A 19459-nucleotide genomic window follows, 5' to 3' on the forward strand; every position below is an offset into this window, starting at 1 on the left:
ATCAGAAGCAGGCCCACACCCGGTTGGCCAGGTCGACCACCAAGTGCGGGCTGAGGTAGGCGCTGAACACCAGTGCCAGCGCGGCCAGCACCCCGGCCCAGGCCGCCAGGCGCACGGCAGGCTTCATGCCGCGGCCACCGCCGGCTGGCCGCGCGGGATGGGTTCTTCCCGCACCGGCAGGTTGGCCAGCGCGGCGAACACGCCCAGGGCGATGGCGATGCCCCAGACCATGTCGTAGTTCCCGGTCAGGTCGTACAGCTTGCCTCCCATCCAGGCGCCCAGGAACGAGCCCACCTGGTGGCTGAAGAAGACGAAGCCACCCAGCATCGACATGTACTGCACACCGAAGATCTGCGCGATCACCGCATTGGTGGGTGGCACGGTCGACAACCACAGGAAGCCCATGGTGGCGGCGAAGATGTAGACGCTCATCGGCGTCAGCGGCGCCAGCAGGAACAGGCTGATCACCACCGCCCGCAGGGCATAGATGCCCGACAGGATGTAGCGCTTGGGCATGCGCCCGCCCAGCCAGCCGGCGGTGTAGGTGCCGAACACGTTGAACAGGCCGATGAGCGCCAGCGCGGTGGTGGCCACGCCCGGGGCCATGCCGTGGTCCTTCAGGTAGCTGGGCATGTGCACGCCGATGAACACCACCTGGAAGCCGCAGACGAAGTAGCCCGCCATCAGCCACTGGAAGCTGCGGTGGGCGAAGGCCTCGCGCACGGCCGAGCCCACGCTCTGCTGGAAGCCGGTGGCCGCCGCCTGTGCCGGCTCCTTCAACCCCACGGCCAGCGGCACGATGGCCAGCGCCAGGCAGCCCAGCACGAACAGCGCGTTCTGCCAGCCCCAGGTGCTGATCAGCCAGGTCTCCACCGGCACCATCAGGAACTGGCCGAACGAACCCGCCGCCGCGGCCACGCCCATCGCCCAGCTGCGCTTCTCAGCCGCCACGTTGCGGCCGATCACGCCGTAGACCACCGCATAGGTGGTGCCCGACTGCGCCATGCCCAGCAGCAGACCGGCCGAGCCGGTGAAGGCCAGGCCCGAGGTGGACAGCGCCATCAGCACCAGGCCCAGGCTGTAGAGCAGGGCGCCGACCACCAGCACCCGGTAGGCGCCGTAGCGGTCGGCCAGCATGCCGGCCACCGGCCCGGCGATGCCCCAGGCGATGTTCTGCACCGCGATGGCGAAGGCGAAGGTCTCGCGCGTCCAGCCGCGGTCCATGGTGACGGGCTGCAGCCACAGGCCGAAGCCGTGGCGGATGCCCATGCTGAGGGTGACGATGAACGCGCCGCAGACCAGCACCTGGGTCATCGACAGGCGTGGCACAGGTGTTGGGGCGGGCGTGGACATGGCGCGCATGCTACCCAAGCCACCCGGCGGCCCGGCTGCGCCGCTGCAGGTGGACTTTGCGTGCGTCGTCTGCCAGGATCCCGCACACCATGGCCAACGTCACTGTCACCGACCTGTGCCAGGTGCCGGCACACCGCGCCGCAGCTGCCGCACTGATCCACGGCGAGTTCTGGACCGAGGTGCCCGGCGCCAGCGCCGAGGGCATGGCCCGCCGCCTGCTGCAGGCCGACCGGCCCGACCGCATCCCGCTGTGCCTGGTGGCGTTGCAGGGCGGCCAGCTGGTGGGCGTGGTCAACCTGGTCGACAACGACGATGAAGACCACCCGGACTGGCACCCGTGGTTGGCCGGCATGGTGGTGGCGGCGCCCTGGCGGGGGCAGGGCATCGGCAGCCTGCTGGTGCGCACGCTGCTGCAGCGCGCACAGGCATTGGGCGTGCGGCGGGTCTACTTCGGCACCGATGGTCCGGGCTTCTACACCCGGCTGGGTGCGGTGCTGCACCAGCCGGTGCGGGCGGATTTCTGCTTCATGCGCTTCGACCTGCCGCCCCAGGGCGCCCCGGAGGCCGGCTCCTAGAATCGCCGCCCATGGCGACCCCCCCCTCCAGTTCCACCAAGCCCGCCGGCAGCTACGGCGAAGCCTCGATCCGCGTTCTCAAGGGCCTGGAGCCGGTCAAGCAGCGGCCGGGCATGTACACCCGCACCGACAACCCGCTGCATGTCATCCAGGAAGTGATCGACAACGCGGCCGATGAGGCGCTGGCCGGCTTCGGCAAGCGCATCGCCGTCACCTTGCACACCGACGGCTCGGTGTCGGTGGACGACGACGGCCGCGGCATCCCCTTCGGCCTGCACCCGGAAGAGCAGGTGCCGGTGGTCGAGATCGTCTACACCCGGCTGCATGCCGGCGGCAAGTTCGACAAGGGCGCCGGCGGCGCCTACAGCTTCTCGGGCGGCCTGCACGGCGTGGGCGTGAGCGTGACCAACGCGTTGGCCAAGCGCCTGCAGGTGACGGTGTGGCGCGAGGGCCAGTGCGCCAGCCTGGCCTTCAGCGGCGGCGACGTGGTCGAGCCGCTGGTGGTGCGCCCGGCCGAGCGCGGCGAGCGCAAGCAGGGCACCAGCGTGCGCGCCTGGCCGGATGCCAAGTATTTCGAATCGACCGAGCTGCCGCGCGCCGAGCTGATGCACCTGCTGCGCAGCAAGGCGGTGCTGATGCCCGGCGTGACGGTGACGCTGACGACCGAGAAGACCGGCGACACCCAGACCTGGCTTTACAAGGGCGGCCTGCGCGACTACCTGAGCCAGGGCCTGGCGGCCGACCCGCTGGTGCCGCTGTTCGAGGGCGAGGGCTATGCCAGCGGCAGCGAGAGCGAGAACTTCGCCGAAGGCGAGGGCGTGGCCTGGGTGCTGGCCTTCACCGAGGAAGGCAATGTGCTGCGCGAGAGCTATGTCAACCTGATCCCCACGGTGGCCGGCGGCACCCACGAGAGTGGCCTGAAGGACGGTCTGTTCGGCGCCGTCAAGAGCTTCATCGACCTGCACAGCCTGCTGCCCAAGGGCGTGAAGCTGATGCCCGAGGACGTGTTCTCGCGCGCCAGCTTTGTGCTCAGCGCCAAGGTGCTGGACCCGCAGTTCCAGGGCCAGACCAAGGAGCGGCTGAACAGCCGGGATGCGCTGCGCCTGGTCAGCCAGTTCACCCGGCCGCCGCTGGAGCTGTGGCTGAACCAGCATGTGGACTTCGGCAAGAAGCTGGCCGAGCTGGTCATCAAGCAGGCCCAGACCCGCCAGCGCGCCAGCCAGAAGGTGGAGAAGCGCAAGGGCAGCGGCGTGGCCGTGCTGCCGGGCAAGCTGACGGATTGCGAAAGTCGCGACCTGCAACTCAACGAGGTGTTCCTGGTCGAGGGCGATTCCGCTGGCGGCAGCGCCAAGATGGGCCGCGACAAGGAGACCCAGGCCATCCTGCCGCTGCGCGGCAAGGTGCTGAACGCCTGGGAGGTGGAGCGCGACCGGCTGTTCGCCAACAACGAGATCCACGACATCTCGGTGGCCATCGGCGTCGACCCGCACGGGCCCAACGACAGCCCTGACTTTTCAGGCCTGCGCTACGGCAAGGTCTGCATCCTGAGTGATGCCGACGTGGACGGCTCGCACATCCAGGTGCTGCTGCTCACGCTGTTCTTCCGCCACTTTCCCAAGCTGATCGAGCGCGGCCATGTCTACATCGCCAAGCCACCGCTGTTCCGGGTGGATGCGCCGGCGCGCGGCAAGAAGCCCGCGGCCAAGATCTATGCGCTGGACCAGGGCGAGCTCGACGCCACGCTGGACAAGCTGCGCAAGGAAGGCGCGAAGGAAAGCGCCTGGAGCATCAGCCGCTTCAAGGGGCTGGGCGAAATGAGCGCCGAGCAGCTGTGGGAAACCACGCTGAACCCCGAGACCCGCCGCCTGCTGCCGGTGGCCTGGGGGCTGCTGACGTTCGACGAGACCGTGGGCTCGTTCACCAAGCTGATGGGCAAGGGCGAGGCGGCATCCCGCCGCGAGCTGATGGAGCTGCATGGCGACTCGGTCGACGTCGATGTCTGAGCCGGGTGGCGTCCAGGTGGAGCGGGTGCACCTGCGGCCCACGCTGCTCAGCGACCTGGACTTCGTGATCCAGGTAGAGACCGACAGCCACAACCTGCCGTTCATCACGCCCTGGGAGCGGCCGCAGCATGAAGGCGCGGTGCGCTTCCCCGACTTCCGCCACTTCATCATCGAAACCGGGCCGGCCTACACACCCACCGGCTTCGTCATCCTGCAGGGCTGCCGCAACCCGCACCGCAGCGTGGAGCTGAAACGCCTGGTGCTGCGCCACGACGGTCAGGGCCAGGGCCTGGGCCGGGCCACGGTGCGCCTGCTCAAGCAGATGGCCTTCCGTGACCTGCATGCCCACCGCTTCTGGCTGGATGTGAAGCTGCTCAACACCCGGGCGCAGACGCTGTACCTGAGCGAGGGCTTTATCGAGGAAGGCCGGCTGCGCGAGAGCGTGCGCCTGACCGGCAATGCCGCGGACGGCTACGACAGCCTGGTCGTCATGAGCCTGCTCGACCGCGAGTACCAGGCCCGGGTGGCGCTGGGGCTGGAAGCCGCCTGAAACGCCGCTGGCCGGGGGACACCCGGCCAGCGGCTTGGTGGTGCGGCAGCGATCAGGCCTGCTGCTTCAGGCGGGCGATGCGCTCTTCCATCGGCGGGTGGCTGGAGAACAGCGCCATCAGGCCGCTGGGGCGGGCGCTGATGCCCATCGCCTGCATGGCCTTGGGCATCTCGCCGGGGTCCAGGCCGCCCAGACGGGCCAGGGCGTTGATCATCGGCTGCTTGCGGCCCATCAGGGTGGCGGCGTCGGCGTCGGCGCGGAATTCACGCTGCCGCGAGAACCAGGCCACGATGATGGCGGCGACCACGCCCAGCAGGATGTCGAGCACGATGGTGGTGATGTAGTAGCCCATGCCCGGGCCGTCGTTCGTGTTGCGCAGCACCACCTTGTCGACGAAGTAGCCGATCACCCGCGACAGGAAGACCACGAAGGTGTTCATCACGCCCTGGATCAGCGCCATGGTCACCATGTCGCCGTTGGCGACGTGGGCCACCTCGTGGCCGATCACCGCCTCGACCTCTTCCTTGGTCATCGACTGCAGCAGGCCGGTGGACACCGCCACCAGCGCCGAGTTCTTGAACGCGCCGGTGGCGAAGGCGTTGGGTGCGCCCTCGTAGATGCCGACCTCGGGCGTCTTGATGCCGGCCTTCTGCGCAAAGCGCTCGGTCGTCTGCACCAGCCAGCGGTGGGTGGGATCGGGCGAGTCGTTGACCAGCTGCAGCCGTGTGGTCCACTTGGCCATCGGCTTGCTGATCAGCAGCGAGATGAAGGCGCCGCCGAAGCCCATCACCAGGGCAAAGCCGAGCAGCGAGGTGAGGTTCAGGCCGTTGGCGGTGAGGAAGCTGTTCAGGCCCAGCAGGTTGACGGCCAGGCCGAGCACCAGCATGACACCGAGGTTGGTCAGCAGGAACAGGGCAATGCGTTTCATGGTGGCAGGCGCAGGGTGGGCGCAGGATGCAGATGGGCTGCATTCTGGCCGGACCAGCTGCCTAGAAAAACCAGCCAGAGGCTGCTGGATGTTTCGGTTTTTCCTGAGCTTCAGTAGCTTTTGGGCAGGCCCAGCACCTTCTCGGCGATGAAGCACAGGATCAGCTGCGGGCTGACCGGCGCCAGCCGCGGGATCCAGGCCTCGCGCAGGTAGCGCTCGACGTGGTACTCCTTGGCATAGCCCATGCCGCCATGGGTGAACATGGCCGATTCGCAGGCCCGGAAGCAGGCCTCGGCGCCCAGGAACTTGGCGGCGTTGGCCTCGGCCGCGCAGGGCTGGCCGGCGTCGTACAGCGTGGCGGCCTTGTGCACCATCAGGTGGGCGGCTTCCAGCTCCATCCAGTTGCGCGCCAGCGGATGGGCGATGCCCTGGTTCTGGCCGATCGGGCGGTTGAACACCACCCGTTCCTTGGCATAGTCGGCCGCCCGGGCCAGCGCGGCACGGCCCAGGCCGATGGCCTCGGCGCCGATCAGGATGCGCTCGGGGTTCAGGCCGTGCAGGATGTAGTGGAAGCCCTTGCCTTCCTCGCCGATGCGGTCTTCGACCGGGATGCGCAGGTCGTCGATGAACAGCTGGTTGCTGTCGACTGCCTTGCGGCCCATCTTCGGGATCTCGTGCACCGCGATGGACGTGCGGTCGAGCGCGGTGTAGAACAGGCTCAGGCCCTCGGTGCCCTTGCACTCGTCCTGCGGTGTGGTGCGGGCCAGCAGCAGGATGCGGTTGGCCACCTGGGCGCTGCTGATCCACAGCTTCTGGCCATTGACGCGGTAGTGGTCGCCGTGGCGGACGGCCCGCGTCTTCAGGCCCAGGGTGTTCAGGCCGCTGTCCGGCTCGGTGACGCCGAAGCAGGCCTTGTCCTGCCCGGCGATCAGCGGCGGCAGCCAGCGGGCCTTCTGTTCGTCGGTGCCGAACACCACCGCCGGGTGCAGGCCGAAGATGTTCATGTGCACGGCCGACGCGCCCGACAGCCCGGCGCCGGTGGCGGCGATGGTGTGCATCATCAGCGCCGCCTCGGTGATGCCCAGGCCGGCCCCGCCGTAGGCCGGCGGCATCGCGATGCCCAGCCAGCCGGCCTGCGCCAGGGCCTGGTGGAAGTCATGCGGGAAGCCGCCGTCGGTGTCCTTCTGCAGCCAGTAGTCGGCGTCGAAGGGTTGGCACAGGCGCCCGATGGCGTCCACGATCTGCTGCTGCTCGTCGCTGAGGTTGAAGTCCATGGCACGAGGGTAGGGCGCTGCAGGCGGCCCGCTTGACACGCAAGCGACGGCTGCGGGGCGGTGTTTTCACGCATCATCCCCGCCCATTCCCAGCCTGCCCCGGAGACCGCCCATGCAAGCCACGATGATGAATGTGCCGCTGTCCATCCTGCATTTCATGGACCGTGCCGGCACGCTGTTCCAGCGCAACACCATCGTCTCGCGACTGCCCGACAAGAGCCTGGTCACCCACACCTACGGCCAGTGGCACCAGCGCACGCTGCAGCTGGCCGCGGCGCTGAAGGCCGCCGGCCTGCAGAAGGGCGACCGCGTGGCCACACTCTGCTGGAACCACCATGCCCACCTGGAGGCCTACTTCGGCATCCCGGCCGCCGGCGGCGTGATGCACACGCTGAATCTGCGGCTGTCGGCCGAGGAGATCGGCTGGATTGCCGCCGACTGCAAGGACCGCTTCATCATCGTCGACGACGTGCTGTTGCCGCTGTTCCGCCAGGTGCTGCCGCTGCATGCCTTCGAGAAGGTGATCGTCTTTCCGTTCAGCGGCGCGCCGGTGCCGGCCGAGTTCACCGACTACGAGGCCTTCCTCGCCGGTGCGGACGCCGCCAGCTTCAAGACCGAGCCGCACGACGAGAACGACCCCATCGCCATCTGCTACACCAGCGGCACCACCGGCCGGCCCAAGGGCGTGGCCTACTCCCACCGCAGCACCGTGCTGCACACGCTGGTCGGCAGCCTGGGCGACCACTGGGGCCTGAAGGGCACCGACGTGGTGATGCCCGTCACGCCGATGTTCCATGCCAACAGCTGGGGCATGCCCTACGGCGCGGTGATGGTCGGCGCCAAGCTGGTGTTCCCCGGCCCGCACCTGCACCCCGATGACCTGCTGGACCTGATGCAGCTGCACCCGCCCACGCTGAGCCTGGGCGTGCCGACGATCTGGATGAGCCTGATCCAGATCTTCGACCGGGCGCAGACCGAGACGCCGGGCCGCTGGAAGCTGCCGGCCGGCATGCGCAGCCTGGTGGGCGGCGCGGCGGTGCCGGAATCGCTGATCCGCGCCTTCGACAAGCATGGCATCTGGATCATGCAGGGCTGGGGCATGACCGAGACCAGCCCGATCGCGACCATCAGCTACCCCCGCGCCGAACTGGCGGGCGCCAGCGCCGACGAGCGCTACCGCCGCGCGGCCATGGCCGGCACGGTGGCACCGCTGGTGGAACTGCGCCTGAAGACCGACGAGGGCACCATCGCGCCCTGGGACGGCAAGACCATGGGCGAGATCCAGGTGCGCGGCCCGTTCATCACCGGCCGCTACCACGAGGTGCCGGTGACGGAAGACAAGTTCACCGCCGATGGCTGGCTGCGCACCGGCGACGTGGCCACCCAGGACGACCTGGGCTATGTCCGCATCACCGACCGCACGAAGGACCTGATCAAGAGCGGTGGCGAGTGGATCAGCAGCGTGGATGTGGAGAACGTGCTGATGAGCCACCCGGCGGTGGCCGAGGCGGCGGTGGTCGCCATCCCCGACGAGAAGTGGAGCGAGCGGCCGCTGGCCTGCGTGGTCTTCAAGCCCGGCCAGTCGGCCACGCCGGCCGAGCTGAACGCGCTGATGCTGGAGCGCGGCTTCGTGAAGTGGCAGCTGCCGGAGCGCTACGAGGTGATCGCCGCCATCCCGCGCACCAGCACCGGCAAGTTCTGGAAGCTGAAGCTGCGGGAGATGTTCCCGCGCTGACCCGCGCCCGGGCGCTGGCCCGGGCATGGTCGGATATACAGTACCGGGTTGCCCGGCAGCTGCCGCGGCGCCCGTGACCCTGCTCCCATGCCCGACCAACTCGATCTGCTGACCCCGCCGCCGCCCGAGAACCCCGACGCCATCACCCTGGCGCACTACGCCGAGCGCGCCTACCTGGAATACGCGCTCAGCGTCGTCAAGGGCCGGGCGCTGCCCGATGTGTGCGACGGCGCCAAGCCGGTGCAGCGGCGCATCCTCTACAGCATGCAGCGCATGGGCCTGGGCCACACCGGGCCGGGCGCGGCGGGCATCCCCAAGCCGGTGAAGAGCGCCCGCGTGGTGGGCGATGTGCTGGGCCGCTTCCACCCGCACGGCGACCAGGCCGCCTACGACGCCCTGGTGCGCATGGCGCAGGATTTCGCGCTGCGCTACCCGCTGATCGACGGCCAGGGCAACTTCGGCAGCCGCGACGGCGACGGCGCAGCGGCGATGCGCTACACCGAGGCGCGGCTGTCGCCGATCGCCCGGCTGCTGATGGACGATATCGACGAAGGCACGGTCGACTTCATCCCCAACTACGATGGCAGCACCGAAGAGCCGAAGCAGCTGCCCGCCCGGCTGCCGTTTGCGCTGCTCAACGGCGCCTCGGGCATCGCCGTGGGCCTGGCCACCGAGATCCCCAGCCACAACCTGCGCGAGGTGGCCGCCGCCGCCGTGGCGCTGATCCGCAACGAGCACCTGAGCGACGACGAGCTCCACGCCCTGGTGCCCGGCCCCGACTACCCCGGCGGCGGCCAGATCATCAGCAGCCCGGCCGACATCCGCGATGCCTACGCCACCGGCCGCGGCAGCCTGAAGGTGCGCGCCCGCTGGAAGATCGAGGACCTGGCGCGTGGCCAGTGGCAGCTGGTGGTGACCGAGCTGCCGCCGGGCGTCAGCAGCCAGCGGGTGCTGGAAGAGATCGAGGAGCTGACCAACCCCAAGGTCAAGGCCGGCAAGAAGGCGCTCTCGGCCGACCAGGTGCAGCTGAAAGCCAGCCTGCTGAGCGTGCTGGACACGGTGCGCGATGAATCCGGCAAGCAGGATGCCGTGCGCCTGGTCTTCGAGCCGAAGAGCCGCACCGTGGCGCAGGATGAACTCATCACCCAGCTGCTGGCCCACACCAGCCTGGAGACCAGCGCGCCGATCAACCTGACCATGGTGGGCCGCGACGGCCGCCCGACGCAGAAAAGCCTGCGCCAGATGTTCAGCGAGTGGATCGATTTCCGCCAGGTGACGGTGGCGCGCCGCAGCCAGCACCGGCTGGACAAGGTGCTGGCCCGCATCCATGTGCTGGAAGGCCGCCAGCTGGTGCTGCTGAACATCGACGAGGTGATCCGCATCATCCGCGAGAGCGACGAGCCCAAGCCGGCGCTGATCGCCCGCTTCAACCTGAGCGACCGCCAGGCCGAGGACATCCTCGAGATCCGCCTGCGCCAGCTGGCGCGGCTGGAGGCCATCAAGATCGAGCAGGAGCTGAAGACGCTGCGCGAGGAGCAGGGCAGGCTGGAAGAGATCCTGGGCAGCCCGTCGGCGCTGAAGCGCCTGCTGATCAAGGAGATCGAGGCCGATGCCAAGGCCCATGGCGACGACCGCCGCACGCTGATCCAGGCCGAGAAGCGGGCGGTGGCCGAGATCAAGGTGGTCGACGAACCGGTCACCGTGGTGGTCAGCCAGAAGGGCTGGGTGCGGGCGCTCAAGGGCCATGAGGTCGATGCGTCAGCGCTGCAGTTCAAGGCGGGTGATGGCCTGCTGGCCACGTTCAACTGCCGCAGCGTGGAGACGCTGCTGGTCTTCGGCAGCGCGGCCAAGGGCAGCGGGCGGGTGTACTCGGTGGCCGTCAGCAGCCTGCCGGGCGGGCGGGGCGACGGCGTGCCGGTCACCAGCCTGATCGACCTGGAGCCCGGCACCCAGCCGGCGCACTACTTCGCCGGTGCCGCCGATGCCACGCTGCTGCTTGCCAGCAGCGCCGGCTTCGGACTGATGGCCAAGGCCGGCGACATGCATGGCCGCAACAAGGGCGGCAAGGCCTTCCTGACGGTGGACGAGGGCGCCAGCCTGCTGCCACCGCGGCTGGTGCTGCCCGGCCACCACCAGGTGGCCTGCCTGGCCGCCGATGGCCGGCTGCTGGTGTTTGCGCTGGACGAGCTGAAGCTGCAGCCCGGCGGCGGCAAGGGCCTGACGCTGATGGAGGTGGATGCCAAGACGCCGCTGCTGTCGGTGGCGCCGCTGGCCGACAGCGTCACGGTCATCGGCACCGGGCGCGGTGACAAGCCCAGGGAGGAGCTGCTGAAGAACAGTGCGCTGGCGGGCCACGTCGGCAAGCGGGCGCGCAAGGGCAAGGTGGTCGAAGGGTTCAAGAAGGCGCTGCGCCTGGCATGACGACACCCGCCTTGCCGCCGCTGTGGCGGCAACGCGAATACATGCTGCTGTGGACCGGCCAGGTGGCGGCCACGCTGGGTGGCAGCGCCTCGGGCATCGTGGTGCCGCTGCTGGTGCTGGCGATGACCGGCTCGGCCACCGCGGCAGGCTTCGCGTCGGCGCTGGGCATCGTGCCCTACATCCTGCTCAGCCTGCCGGTGGGCGTGCTGGTCGACCGCTGGAACCGCCAGCGGGTGATGGTGGTCTGCGACATCGGGCGTGCCCTGGCCACGCTGAGCCTGGTGGTGGCCCTGCTGCTGGACGCGCTGACGCTGACCCAGCTCTACACCGTGGCGGTGCTGCAGGGCATCTGCATGGTGTTCTTCAACCTGGCCGAGGTGGCGGCCCTGCCCAAGGTGGTGGACAAGGGGCAGCTGACGCAGGCCATCGCCCAGAACCAGGCCGGCCACTCGGGCGCCGCCATCGCCGGCCCGGCGCTGGGCACCTGGCTGCTGCAGGTCGGCGGGCAAAGTGGCGGCCGGGCGTTGCCCTTCGGTGTCGATGTGCTGGGCCACCTGGCCTCGGCCTGGTGTGTCTGGAAGCTGCGCACGCCGCTGGCCGCCGCGCCGGTGGACCCGGCGGCCGGCCCGCGCAGCCTGCGCAAGGAGATGGCCGTGGGCCTGCGCTGGCTGTGGCAGCAGCCGTTGGTGCGGCGCATCGCCGGGCTGACCTGTTTGTCGAACTTCGTGATGGCAGCGGTGCCGCTGCTGGTCATCGTGCTGGCCAAGGGGCAGGGCGCCACCGAGGCGCAGATCGGCCTGGCCTTCAGCGCCAGCGGCGCCGGCGGCCTGCTGGGCGCGCTGGCCGGCGGCTGGTTCGCGCGGCGCTTCAGCTTCGGCCAGGTGATCGTCGGCACGCTGGCGGTGCAGGCGGCCATGCTGCCGCTGCTGGCCTGGGCGCCGGGGCCATGGACGCTGGGCGCGGCGTTTGCGGTGCTGATGTTCTGCGGCCCGGTCTACAACGTGGTGCAGTTGAGCCGCCGGCTGGCGATGATTCCCGACGGGCTGCAGGGCCGCGTCAACAGCGCCTTCCGCTTCGCGGCCAACGTGCTGTATCCGGTGGGCGCGGTGGTGTGCGGTGCGCTGGCCGAGCGGGTGGGCGCCACCGCCACCGCGCTGGCGTTTGCCGCGGTGATGGCGGCCCTGGCGCTGGCCGCCGCCAGCAGCCGCGTGGTGCGGCTGGAGGGGCTGGGCACCCCGCCACGCTGATGCGGCGCCACCGCGCCAAGGCATGGGTCAACCCCAGCTTGCGGCGCGCCGAGGGCCGCGGCTACCGTGCGCGCTCCGGTGGTGGGGGTTGGCCTGCACCCCGGCCCCCAACCCCTGGAGACCCACGATGGCAAATTTCGTCCTGGTGCACGGCGCCTGGCATGGTGGCTGGTGCTACCGCGACACCGCCCGCGCGCTGCGCGCCGCCGGCCACACGGTGCACACGCCCACCCACAGCGGCGTGGGTGAGCGTGCCCACCAGTCGGCCGAGCACATCACGCTGGAAACCCACATCCGCGATGTCTGCGGCTGCATCGAGGCCGAGGAACTGCAGGACGTGATCCTGTGCGGCCACTCCTACGGCGGCATGGTGATCACCGGCGTGGCCGACCGCATGGCCGGCCGCATCAAGGCGCTGGTGTACCTGGACGCCTTCGTGCCCGAGCACGGCCAGTCGCTCACCGACCTGCTGCGCATCGCCTTGCCGGCCGAGGTGGCGGCGGTGTTCCTGGGCTCGTTCCACACCACGGCACTGCAAAACAACAGCGGCCTGATGGCGCCGATCCCGGCCGAGATGTTCGGCATCAAGCCCGAGAACCGCGCCTGGGTCGACCGCCGCTGCGTCGGCCAGCCGCTGGCCACCTTCGAGGTGCCGCTGCTGCTGACCGGCGCCGGCGCCGCCGTGCCGCAGCGCCTGTACATCCTGGCCGACGGCTGGGATCCGAGCCCGTTCCGGCACTTCGCCGCCAAGTTCGATGGCCAGCCGGGCTGGCGCGTCGCCAAGATGGCCAGCAGCCACGACGTCATGGTCGACATGCCGGCCGAACTGGCGGCCGAATTGATGACGCTGGCCTGAGCCAGCCCGGACGCTCATCCGTTGGCCAGCGCATACGGGCCGCCGCGCTCCAGCGCGCGGCGGTAGGCCGGCCGGGCCTGCAGGCGGCGCACCCAGGCGTCCATCGCCGGGTACTGCACCCGCAGGTCGCGCGCGGCCTCGCCGACGAAGCTCATCTGGATGTCGGCGCCGGTCAGCTCGCTGCCCAGCAGGTAGTCGCGGCCTTCCAGGCTGCGGTTCACATAGCCCAGGTGGTTGGCCAGTTCGCTGTCGATGCGCGGCTTCAGCGGCGCGGCGGCCTCACCCAGGCGCCCGGTGTACAGCCGCAGCATCAGCGGCAGCATGCCCGAGCCTTCGGCGTAGTGCAGCCACTGGTTGTAGACCTCGTACTCGCGCGAGCCGGCCGCCGGCTGCAGCCGGCCACCGCCATGGCGCCGGAGGATGTAGTCGACGATGGCGCCGGATTCGATGACCGTCAGGCCGTCGTCCTCGATCACCGGGCTCTTGCCCAGCGGGTGCACCGCCATCAGCTCGGGCGGCGCCAGCCGGGTGGTGGCGTTGCGCGCGTAGTGGCGGATCTCGTAGGGCGTGCCCAGTTCCTCCAGCAGCCACAGCACACGTTGCGAGCGGGAATCATTGAGGTGGTGGACGGTCAGCATGGCGGGCCTTGTCGATGGAAGGGGGTCTGGGGGGTTGCACGGGGTGCGCCGACACGGCGCGCTGCGTATCCTGCCCGGAACGCCCGGCCCGAGGCGAAACCCAGGAGACACCCATGGCCTTGCCAACCGCCCTGCAAGTGACCCCGCAAGACGCGCCCTGCGGCGCGCTGGTGCGCGGCTTGAACCTGTCGCAACCGCTGGATGCCGCCACCACGCAGGCCATCCGCGCCGCCTGGCTGCAGCACCAGGTGCTGGCCTTCGTCGACCAGTCGATGACGCTGGAGGACCTGGAGCGGTTCGCGCTCACCATCGGTCCATACGGGCAGGATCCGTATTTCGAGTCGGTGCCCGGCCATCCGCATGTGGCCCAGGTCAAGCGCGAGGCCGACGAGACCAGCACCCTGTTTGCCGACAACTTCCACTCCGACTGGAGCTTCCTGGCCAGCCCGCCGGCGGCCACGATGCTGTACGGAGACGTGATCCCGCCGATGGGCGGCGACACGCTGTTCGCCAACCAGTACGCTGCCTGGGACGCGCTGTCCCCGGCGATGCAGGCGCTGCTGCAGGGCAGGCAGGGCGTGCACTCGGCCCGCCGCGGCTATGCCAAGGACGGCCGCTATGGTGCGGGCGACAAGGGCCGCTCGATGGCCATCCGCTACGACGATTCGGCCCTGGCCACGCAGCTGCAGCCGATCGCCCGGGTGCACCCCGAGACCGGCCGCACCGCGCTGTTCGTCAGCCCGGGCTACACCATCGGCATCGACGGCATGCCCGACGACGAGGCCGGGCCGCTGCTGAAGGAGTTGTTCCAGCACCAGGCGCGGCCCGAGTTCGTCTACCGCCATGTCTGGCAGCAGGGCACGCTGCTGCTGTGGGACAACCGCTGCCTGGTGCATGCCGCCACTGGCGGCTACGACGGCCACCGCCGGTTGCTGCACCGCATCACCGTCGGCGAGCGGTGAGGTGGTTCAGACCGGCCGCGCCACCACCCGCAGCGCGGCCGCGGCCAGCACGATGAACAGGCCCAGGCTCCAGAATTCATAAGGCAGCCCGAACAGGTCCACCTTGGCATCGGCGCACGAGGCATAGGCCGCGAACACCTCGGGGAATCGGCTGTCCAGGCCGGTGAAGCCCATCAGCCGGTCGGCCAGGGACATCGCGCAGGAGGCGGATGCATTCGCCACGAAGTGCTGCCACAGCGCGGCGGTGATGCCGCCCAGTGCGGCCAGCAGCGCCAGCAGCGCGGCGGCGCGGCGCAGGGCCAGCCGAGGCATCAACAAGGCCAGCAGACTGGCCAGCGACAGCACCACGAAGCACAGCCGCTGCAGCACGCACCAGGCGCAGGGCATCATGTCCATGCGGTACTGGGTGTACAGCGCGGCGGCCACCGCCAGCAGCGGCAGCACAACCATGCCGCCCAGCAGCAGGCGGGCAGGGGATCGCATCAGCGCACCAACCTCAGGCCACCTCGGCGATCAGCTCGATCTCGACACAGGCGCCCATCGGGATCTGCGCCACGCCGAAGGCGCTGCGTGCATGGGCGCCGGCCGGGCCGAACAGCTCGCCGATCAGTTCCGACGCGCCATTGACCACCAGGTGGTGCTCGGTGAAGGTGGGCGCGCTGTTGACCAGGCCCAGCAGCTTGACGATGCGGGTCACCTTGTTCAGGTCGCCAACGGCGGCATGCAGCGTGCCCAGCAGGTCGATGGCGATGGCGCGCGCGGCGGTCTTGCCATCGGCGGTGACCATGTCGGTGCCCAACTGGCCCACCCAGGGCTTGCCCTCGCGCCTGGCGATGTGGCCCGACAGGAACACCAGGTTGCCGGTGCGCACGAAGGGCACATAGGCGGCAGCGGGCGTGGCCACGGGGGGCAGGCTGATGCCCAGGGCGGTGAGCTTGTCGTAGACGGACATGGCAGGTGTGCGGGGTTGGTTCAGGGGTGGGCGGCGATCCTACACTGGCCCCATGGCAGCCGGCAGCATCGGGCACAGGGGCTGGCCGACCGGCCTGCAGGCCACCGGCTGGCTGGCCGTGGCCGCCGGCCTGGGCTGGCTGCTGGGTCTGGCGTGGCAGCTGCAGCAAACGGTGCTGTGGCCGCTGGCCACCTACCAGGGCTTGGTGGCGGTGGCGTTGCTGCTGGCGCTGGTGGCACTGCGCTGGCAGCCTTGGCTGTGGCCGCTGGCGCTGGCGCTGCTGGCCCTGGGCAGCACCGGCTGGCGTGCCGATCAGCGGCTGGCCGAGCGCCTGCCCGCGGCGCTGGAGGGGCAGGATCTGCTGGTCACCGGCGTGGTGGCCAGCCTGCCGCAGACCGGGCCGGCCGGCACCCGCTTCCTGTTCGATGTCGAATCGGCCACCCGGCGCGGCCAGGCGGTGGCCTTGCCGCCCCGGCTGAGCCTGGGCTGGTACACCCAGTACAACGACGAGGCCTGGCTGGACGACCCGCGCGACGAGCTGCGTGCCGGCCAGCGCTGGCGCCTGCCGCTGCGGCTGAAGCGGCCGCAGGGCGGGCTCAATCCGCATGGCTTCGATGTCGAGCTGATGTGGTTCGAGCAGGGCGTGGGCGCCATCGGCTATGTGCGGGTGGTGCGCGGCTGGCAGCCGGCGCAGCTGCTGGCGGCCGATGCCGGCCACCCGGTCGACCGCCTGCGCCAGACCCTGCGCGACCAGTTGCAGCGCGCGGTGGCCGATCCGCGCAGCGCCGGCATGCTGGCCGCGCTGACGGTGGGCGACCAGGCCGCGATCGAGCGCGACGACTGGGAGCTGTTCCGCACCACCGGCATCGCCCATCTTGTCTCGATCAGCGGCGTGCATGTGACCATGTTCGCCTGGCTGGCCGCCGCGGTGGCCGGCTGGGCTTGGCGCCGCAGCCCGCGCGCGATGGCCTGGCTGCCGACGCCCACCGCCGGCCGCTGGATCGGCCTGGCCGCGGCCACCGGCTATGCGCTGCTGGCCGGCTGGGGCGTGCCGGCCCAGCGCACGGTGCTGATGCTGGCGGTGGCCGTGGCCCTGCGCAGCGCCGGCTGGCGCTGGCCCTGGGCGCTGGTGCTGCTGGCCGCGGCGGTGGTGGTGACCGCGGTCGACCCCTGGGCGCTGCTGCAGCCGGGCTTCTGGCTGTCGTTCGCCGCGGTGGCACTGCTGATGGCCAGCGAGCCGATGGCCGGCGGGCCGGTGCCGGGCCGTGGCGCGGGCGGGCTGCTGGCTGGCCACCTGCGTGCCCAGGCGGTGGCCACGCTGGGGTTGGCGCCGCTGTCGCTGGTGTTCTTCCAGCAGTTCAGCCTGGTGGGGGTGCTGGCCAACCTGGTGGCCATTCCGTTGGTGACGCTGCTGATCACGCCGCTGGCCTTGCTGGGCATGCTGGTGCCGGGCCTGTGGTGGCTGGCCGCCGCCCTGGTGCAGGCGCTGCTGTGGGGCCTGGGCTGGCTGGCGCAGTGGCCGCTGGCGGTGTGGCAGGTGCCGGCTGCACCCGGATGGCTGGTGGCTGCCGCAGCCCTGGGCGCGGTGCTGGCGGTGCTGCCGGCGCCCTGGGCGCTGCGCTGGCTGGCCTTGCCGCTGGTGCTGCCGCTGCTGTGGCCGCCGCTGGACCGGCCGGCGCCGGGCCGCTTCAGCGTGCTGGCCGCCGATGTGGGGCAGGGCACGGCGCTGCTGTTGCGCACCCGCCACCACCTGCTGGTCTACGACACCGGGCCGCAGTATTCCCGCGAGAGCGATGCCGCCCAGCGGGTGCTGCTGCCGCTGCTGCGCGCCCGTGGCGAGGGTCCGATCGACCTGCTGGTGCTGAGCCACCGCGACATGGACCATGTCGGTGGCGCCGCCAGCCTGCTGGCGTCCCACCCGGTGAAGGCGCTCAACAGCTCGCTGGAGCCGGGCCATCCGCTGCTGGACCGCGGCGTGCCGCACACCCCTTGCCGCGCCGGCCAGTCCTGGGACTGGGACGGCGTGCAGTTCCGCATGCTGCACCCTACGCCCGACGACGTGGCCTTTGCTGCCAAGCCGAATGCCGTGTCCTGCGTGCTGCGGGTGCAGGACGCGCTGGGCCGCAGCCTGCTGATCACCGGCGACATCGAGGCACCGCAGGAGGCCGCGCTGCTGCGGCGCACCGGCGCGGCGCTGGCCAGCACCATGCTGGTGGTGCCCCACCATGGCAGCCGCACCTCGTCGACCGCCGACTTCCTGGATGCGGTGCAGCCGCAGCTGGCGGTGGTGCAGGCCGCCTACCGCAGCCGCTTCGGCCATCCGGCGCCTGATGTGCTGGCGCGTTATGCCGAGCGCCGCATTGATGTGGTGCGTACGGATGGTTGCGGTGCATGGCTGTGGCACGATGGTGCGGCCGCATGCACCCGCGATGTGCGCCGCCGCTACTGGCACGCGGCCGCGCCCGTGGGTGGTGCGATTGTTGCTAACTCGTCAGGGCCAGGAGCCCCTTCCCCATGAAACCTTCCTTTGACGAAATGCAGGCCGGTGCTGGCGCGGTCCGGCCGCACTACAGCGGCTTCGACCGCTGGCTGCAGCAGCAACCGCGTGAACTGATGGCCGCCCGCCGCGACGAGGCAGAAATGATCTTCCGCCGCGTCGGCATCACCTTCGCCGTCTACGGCGCCAAGGATGAGGACGGCGCCGGCACCGAGCGGCTGATTCCGTTCGATGTGATCCCGCGCATCATCCCCAGCGACGAGTGGGCCCGCATGCAGCAGGGCCTGGCCCAGCGGGTGGCGGCGCTCAACCGCTTCCTGCACGACGTGTACCACGACCAGGAGATCCTGAAGGCCGGCATCGTGCCCGCCGAGCAGGTGCTGAAGAACGCCCAGTTCCGGCCCGAGATGATGGGCGTGGACCTGCCGGGCCAGATCTATTCGCACATTGCCGGCATCGACATCGTGCGCGCCGCGCAACCTGACGGCAGCGGCACCTACTACGTGCTGGAAGACAACCTGCGCGTGCCCAGCGGCGTGAGCTACATGCTCGAGAACCGCAAGATGATGATGCGGCTGTTCCCCGAGCTGTTCGCCCAGCACCGGGTGGCGCCGGTGGCGCATTACCCCGACCTGCTGCTGGAAACCCTGCGCGACGTGGCGCCGGCCGGCGTCAACGACCCGACCGTGGTGGTGCTGACGCCGGGCATGTACAACAGCGCCTACTTCGAGCATGCCTTCCTGGCCCAGCAGATGGGCGTGGAGCTGGTCGAGGGGCAGGACCTGTTCGTCAAGGACAACTTCGTCTACATGCGCACCACCCAGGGCCCACGCCGGGTGGATGTGGTCTACCGCCGGGTGGACGACGACTTCCTCGACCCCAAGGCCTTCCGGCCCGACAGCACGCTGGGCTGCGCCGGCCTGCTGGATGTCTACCGCAAGGGCAACATCAGCCTGTGCAACGCCATCGGCACGGGCGTGGCCGACGACAAGTCGATCTACCCGTATGTGCCGAAGATGGTGGAGTTCTACCTCGGCGAGAAGCCGATCCTGGAGAACGTGCCCACCTACCTGTGCCGCGAGAAGGACGATCTGCAGTACGTGCTGGACCACCTGCCCGAGCTGGTGGTGAAGGAAGTGCACGGCGCCGGCGGCTACGGCATGCTGGTGGGCCCGGCCAGCACCAAGGCCGAGATCGCCGAGTTCCGCGAGGTGCTGCTGGCCCGACCCAGCAACTACATCGCCCAGCCCACGCTGGCACTCAGCACCACGCCCACCTTCGTGGAAAGCGGCGTGGCGCCGCGCCACATCGACCTGCGGCCCTTCGTGCTGACGGGCAAGAACGTGCAGATGGTGCCGGGCGGCCTGACCCGGGTGGCTTTGAAGGAGGGCTCGCTGGTGGTCAACAGCAGCCAGGGCGGTGGCACCAAGGACACCTGGGTGCTGGAAGCCTGACAACGAGGGAACAC

The 19459-nt window shown here is 70.2% G+C and carries 17 protein-coding genes; 10 read left to right on the plus strand and 7 right to left on the minus strand.

Annotated elements, in window-relative coordinates; all coding sequences use genetic code 11:
• Position 1 precedes the first annotated feature (1 nt).
• Together FFT10_RS28545 and FFT10_RS01150 are read right to left on the minus strand one after the other, a co-directional pair.
• Complete coding sequence (locus FFT10_RS28545) at positions 2-127, minus strand: hypothetical protein (RefSeq protein WP_265575315.1); 126 nt, start codon at positions 125-127, stop codon at positions 2-4.
• Positions 124-1353, minus strand: a complete 1230-nt coding sequence (locus tag FFT10_RS01150; protein WP_228026902.1) for an MFS transporter — start codon at positions 1351-1353, stop codon at positions 124-126. The genes FFT10_RS28545 and FFT10_RS01150 overlap by 4 nt, the downstream gene beginning before the upstream one ends.
• Before the next feature lie 89 nt (positions 1354-1442).
• Here FFT10_RS01150 and FFT10_RS01155 point away from each other — a divergent pair, with 89 nt between their 5' ends.
• The 3 genes from FFT10_RS01155 to FFT10_RS01165 are packed head-to-tail and all read left to right on the plus strand — an operon-like array spanning position 1443 to position 4481.
• On the plus strand, positions 1443-1928 hold the full coding sequence (locus FFT10_RS01155) for a GNAT family N-acetyltransferase (protein WP_137730929.1): 486 nt from the start codon (positions 1443-1445) through the stop codon (positions 1926-1928).
• 11 nt (positions 1929-1939) lie between these two features.
• Complete coding sequence (locus FFT10_RS01160) at positions 1940-3931, plus strand: DNA topoisomerase IV subunit B (RefSeq protein WP_137730930.1); 1992 nt, start codon at positions 1940-1942, stop codon at positions 3929-3931.
• Positions 3924-4481: a GNAT family N-acetyltransferase gene (locus tag FFT10_RS01165; protein WP_137730931.1), complete on the plus strand. Its 558-nt coding sequence runs from the start codon at positions 3924-3926 to the stop codon at positions 4479-4481. The genes FFT10_RS01160 and FFT10_RS01165 overlap by 8 nt, the downstream gene beginning before the upstream one ends.
• Positions 4482-4533: 52 nt before the next feature.
• On the opposite strand, the gene htpX is transcribed toward FFT10_RS01165, so the two are convergent.
• Together htpX and FFT10_RS01175 are read right to left on the minus strand one after the other, a co-directional pair.
• The gene (gene htpX / locus FFT10_RS01170; RefSeq protein WP_137730932.1) at positions 4534-5409 is read right to left on the minus strand and encodes a protease HtpX; all 876 of its coding nucleotides are present in this window, start codon (positions 5407-5409) and stop codon (positions 4534-4536) included.
• Between the two features lie 110 nt (positions 5410-5519).
• Positions 5520-6683: an acyl-CoA dehydrogenase family protein gene (locus FFT10_RS01175; protein ID WP_137730933.1), complete on the minus strand. Its 1164-nt coding sequence runs from the start codon at positions 6681-6683 to the stop codon at positions 5520-5522.
• A 112-nt stretch (positions 6684-6795) separates the two neighbouring features.
• On the opposite strand from FFT10_RS01175, the gene FFT10_RS01180 reads away from it, so the two are divergent.
• The 4 genes from FFT10_RS01180 to FFT10_RS01195 all read left to right on the plus strand — a co-directional run bounded on the left by FFT10_RS01180 (position 6796) and on the right by FFT10_RS01195 (position 12942).
• Positions 6796-8418: a long-chain-fatty-acid--CoA ligase gene (locus tag FFT10_RS01180; RefSeq protein WP_137730934.1), complete on the plus strand. Its 1623-nt coding sequence runs from the start codon at positions 6796-6798 to the stop codon at positions 8416-8418.
• An 87-nt stretch (positions 8419-8505) separates the two neighbouring features.
• Positions 8506-10839 (plus strand): DNA topoisomerase IV subunit A, encoded by a 2334-nt coding sequence (gene parC, locus FFT10_RS01185; RefSeq protein WP_137730935.1) that lies wholly within the window; start codon positions 8506-8508, stop codon positions 10837-10839.
• Positions 10836-12086, plus strand: coding sequence for an MFS transporter (locus FFT10_RS01190; protein WP_137730936.1), 1251 nt, complete (start codon positions 10836-10838; stop codon positions 12084-12086). The genes parC and FFT10_RS01190 overlap by 4 nt, the downstream gene beginning before the upstream one ends.
• Before the next feature lie 127 nt (positions 12087-12213).
• Positions 12214-12942: an alpha/beta fold hydrolase gene (locus FFT10_RS01195; RefSeq protein ID WP_137730937.1), complete on the plus strand. Its 729-nt coding sequence runs from the start codon at positions 12214-12216 to the stop codon at positions 12940-12942.
• Positions 12943-12956: 14 nt separating this feature from the next.
• On the opposite strand, the gene FFT10_RS01200 is transcribed toward FFT10_RS01195, so the two are convergent.
• Positions 12957-13580 carry a glutathione S-transferase family protein gene (locus FFT10_RS01200; RefSeq protein WP_137730938.1) on the minus strand — a complete coding sequence of 208 codons (624 nt, stop codon included), beginning with the start codon at positions 13578-13580 and terminating at the stop codon, positions 12957-12959.
• Between the two features lie 113 nt (positions 13581-13693).
• On the opposite strand from FFT10_RS01200, the gene FFT10_RS01205 reads away from it, so the two are divergent.
• Positions 13694-14542 carry a TauD/TfdA dioxygenase family protein gene (locus tag FFT10_RS01205; protein WP_137730939.1) on the plus strand — a complete coding sequence of 283 codons (849 nt, stop codon included), beginning with the start codon at positions 13694-13696 and terminating at the stop codon, positions 14540-14542.
• Between the two features lie 6 nt (positions 14543-14548).
• On the opposite strand, the gene FFT10_RS01210 is transcribed toward FFT10_RS01205, so the two are convergent.
• Both FFT10_RS01210 and FFT10_RS01215 read right to left on the minus strand, forming a co-directional pair.
• Positions 14549-15025: a disulfide bond formation protein B gene (locus tag FFT10_RS01210; RefSeq protein ID WP_137730940.1), complete on the minus strand. Its 477-nt coding sequence runs from the start codon at positions 15023-15025 to the stop codon at positions 14549-14551.
• Positions 15026-15038: 13 nt separating this feature from the next.
• A complete protein-coding gene (locus FFT10_RS01215; RefSeq protein WP_137730941.1) occupies positions 15039-15494 on the minus strand; it encodes a RidA family protein in 456 nt (151 codons plus the stop codon).
• A 52-nt stretch (positions 15495-15546) separates the two neighbouring features.
• On the opposite strand from FFT10_RS01215, the gene FFT10_RS01220 reads away from it, so the two are divergent.
• On the plus strand, positions 15547-18012 hold the full coding sequence (locus FFT10_RS01220; RefSeq protein ID WP_137730942.1) for a DNA internalization-related competence protein ComEC/Rec2: 2466 nt from the start codon (positions 15547-15549) through the stop codon (positions 18010-18012).
• Positions 18009-19445 carry a circularly permuted type 2 ATP-grasp protein gene (locus FFT10_RS01225; RefSeq protein WP_137730943.1) on the plus strand — a complete coding sequence of 479 codons (1437 nt, stop codon included), beginning with the start codon at positions 18009-18011 and terminating at the stop codon, positions 19443-19445. Before FFT10_RS01220 ends, FFT10_RS01225 begins: the two co-directional genes overlap by 4 nt.
• Positions 19446-19459 lie beyond the last annotated feature (14 nt).

This window comes from Pseudaquabacterium pictum (genome assembly GCF_005403045.1).
Taxonomy (GTDB): Bacteria; Pseudomonadota; Gammaproteobacteria; order Burkholderiales; family Burkholderiaceae_C; genus Pseudaquabacterium; species Pseudaquabacterium pictum.

What these genes read in the sequence shown, in the direction of transcription:
- FFT10_RS28545 (WP_265575315.1), bottom strand. Translation starts at nt 127, where the DNA reads ATGAAGCCTGCCGTGCGCCTGGCGGCCTGGGCCGGGGTGCTGGCCGCG.
- FFT10_RS01150 (WP_228026902.1), bottom strand. Translation starts at nt 1,353, where the DNA reads ATGTCCACGCCCGCCCCAACACCTGTGCCACGCCTGTCGATGACCCAG.
- FFT10_RS01155 (WP_137730929.1), top strand. Translation starts at nt 1,443, where the DNA reads ATGGCCAACGTCACTGTCACCGACCTGTGCCAGGTGCCGGCACACCGC.
- FFT10_RS01160 (WP_137730930.1), top strand. Translation starts at nt 1,940, where the DNA reads ATGGCGACCCCCCCCTCCAGTTCCACCAAGCCCGCCGGCAGCTACGGC.
- FFT10_RS01165 (WP_137730931.1), top strand. Translation starts at nt 3,924, where the DNA reads ATGTCTGAGCCGGGTGGCGTCCAGGTGGAGCGGGTGCACCTGCGGCCC.
- htpX (WP_137730932.1), bottom strand. Translation starts at nt 5,409, where the DNA reads ATGAAACGCATTGCCCTGTTCCTGCTGACCAACCTCGGTGTCATGCTG.
- FFT10_RS01175 (WP_137730933.1), bottom strand. Translation starts at nt 6,683, where the DNA reads ATGGACTTCAACCTCAGCGACGAGCAGCAGCAGATCGTGGACGCCATC.
- FFT10_RS01180 (WP_137730934.1), top strand. Translation starts at nt 6,796, where the DNA reads ATGCAAGCCACGATGATGAATGTGCCGCTGTCCATCCTGCATTTCATG.
- parC (WP_137730935.1), top strand. Translation starts at nt 8,506, where the DNA reads ATGCCCGACCAACTCGATCTGCTGACCCCGCCGCCGCCCGAGAACCCC.
- FFT10_RS01190 (WP_137730936.1), top strand. Translation starts at nt 10,836, where the DNA reads ATGACGACACCCGCCTTGCCGCCGCTGTGGCGGCAACGCGAATACATG.
- FFT10_RS01195 (WP_137730937.1), top strand. Translation starts at nt 12,214, where the DNA reads ATGGCAAATTTCGTCCTGGTGCACGGCGCCTGGCATGGTGGCTGGTGC.
- FFT10_RS01200 (WP_137730938.1), bottom strand. Translation starts at nt 13,580, where the DNA reads ATGCTGACCGTCCACCACCTCAATGATTCCCGCTCGCAACGTGTGCTG.
- FFT10_RS01205 (WP_137730939.1), top strand. Translation starts at nt 13,694, where the DNA reads ATGGCCTTGCCAACCGCCCTGCAAGTGACCCCGCAAGACGCGCCCTGC.
- FFT10_RS01210 (WP_137730940.1), bottom strand. Translation starts at nt 15,025, where the DNA reads ATGCGATCCCCTGCCCGCCTGCTGCTGGGCGGCATGGTTGTGCTGCCG.
- FFT10_RS01215 (WP_137730941.1), bottom strand. Translation starts at nt 15,494, where the DNA reads ATGTCCGTCTACGACAAGCTCACCGCCCTGGGCATCAGCCTGCCCCCC.
- FFT10_RS01220 (WP_137730942.1), top strand. Translation starts at nt 15,547, where the DNA reads ATGGCAGCCGGCAGCATCGGGCACAGGGGCTGGCCGACCGGCCTGCAG.
- FFT10_RS01225 (WP_137730943.1), top strand. Translation starts at nt 18,009, where the DNA reads ATGAAACCTTCCTTTGACGAAATGCAGGCCGGTGCTGGCGCGGTCCGG.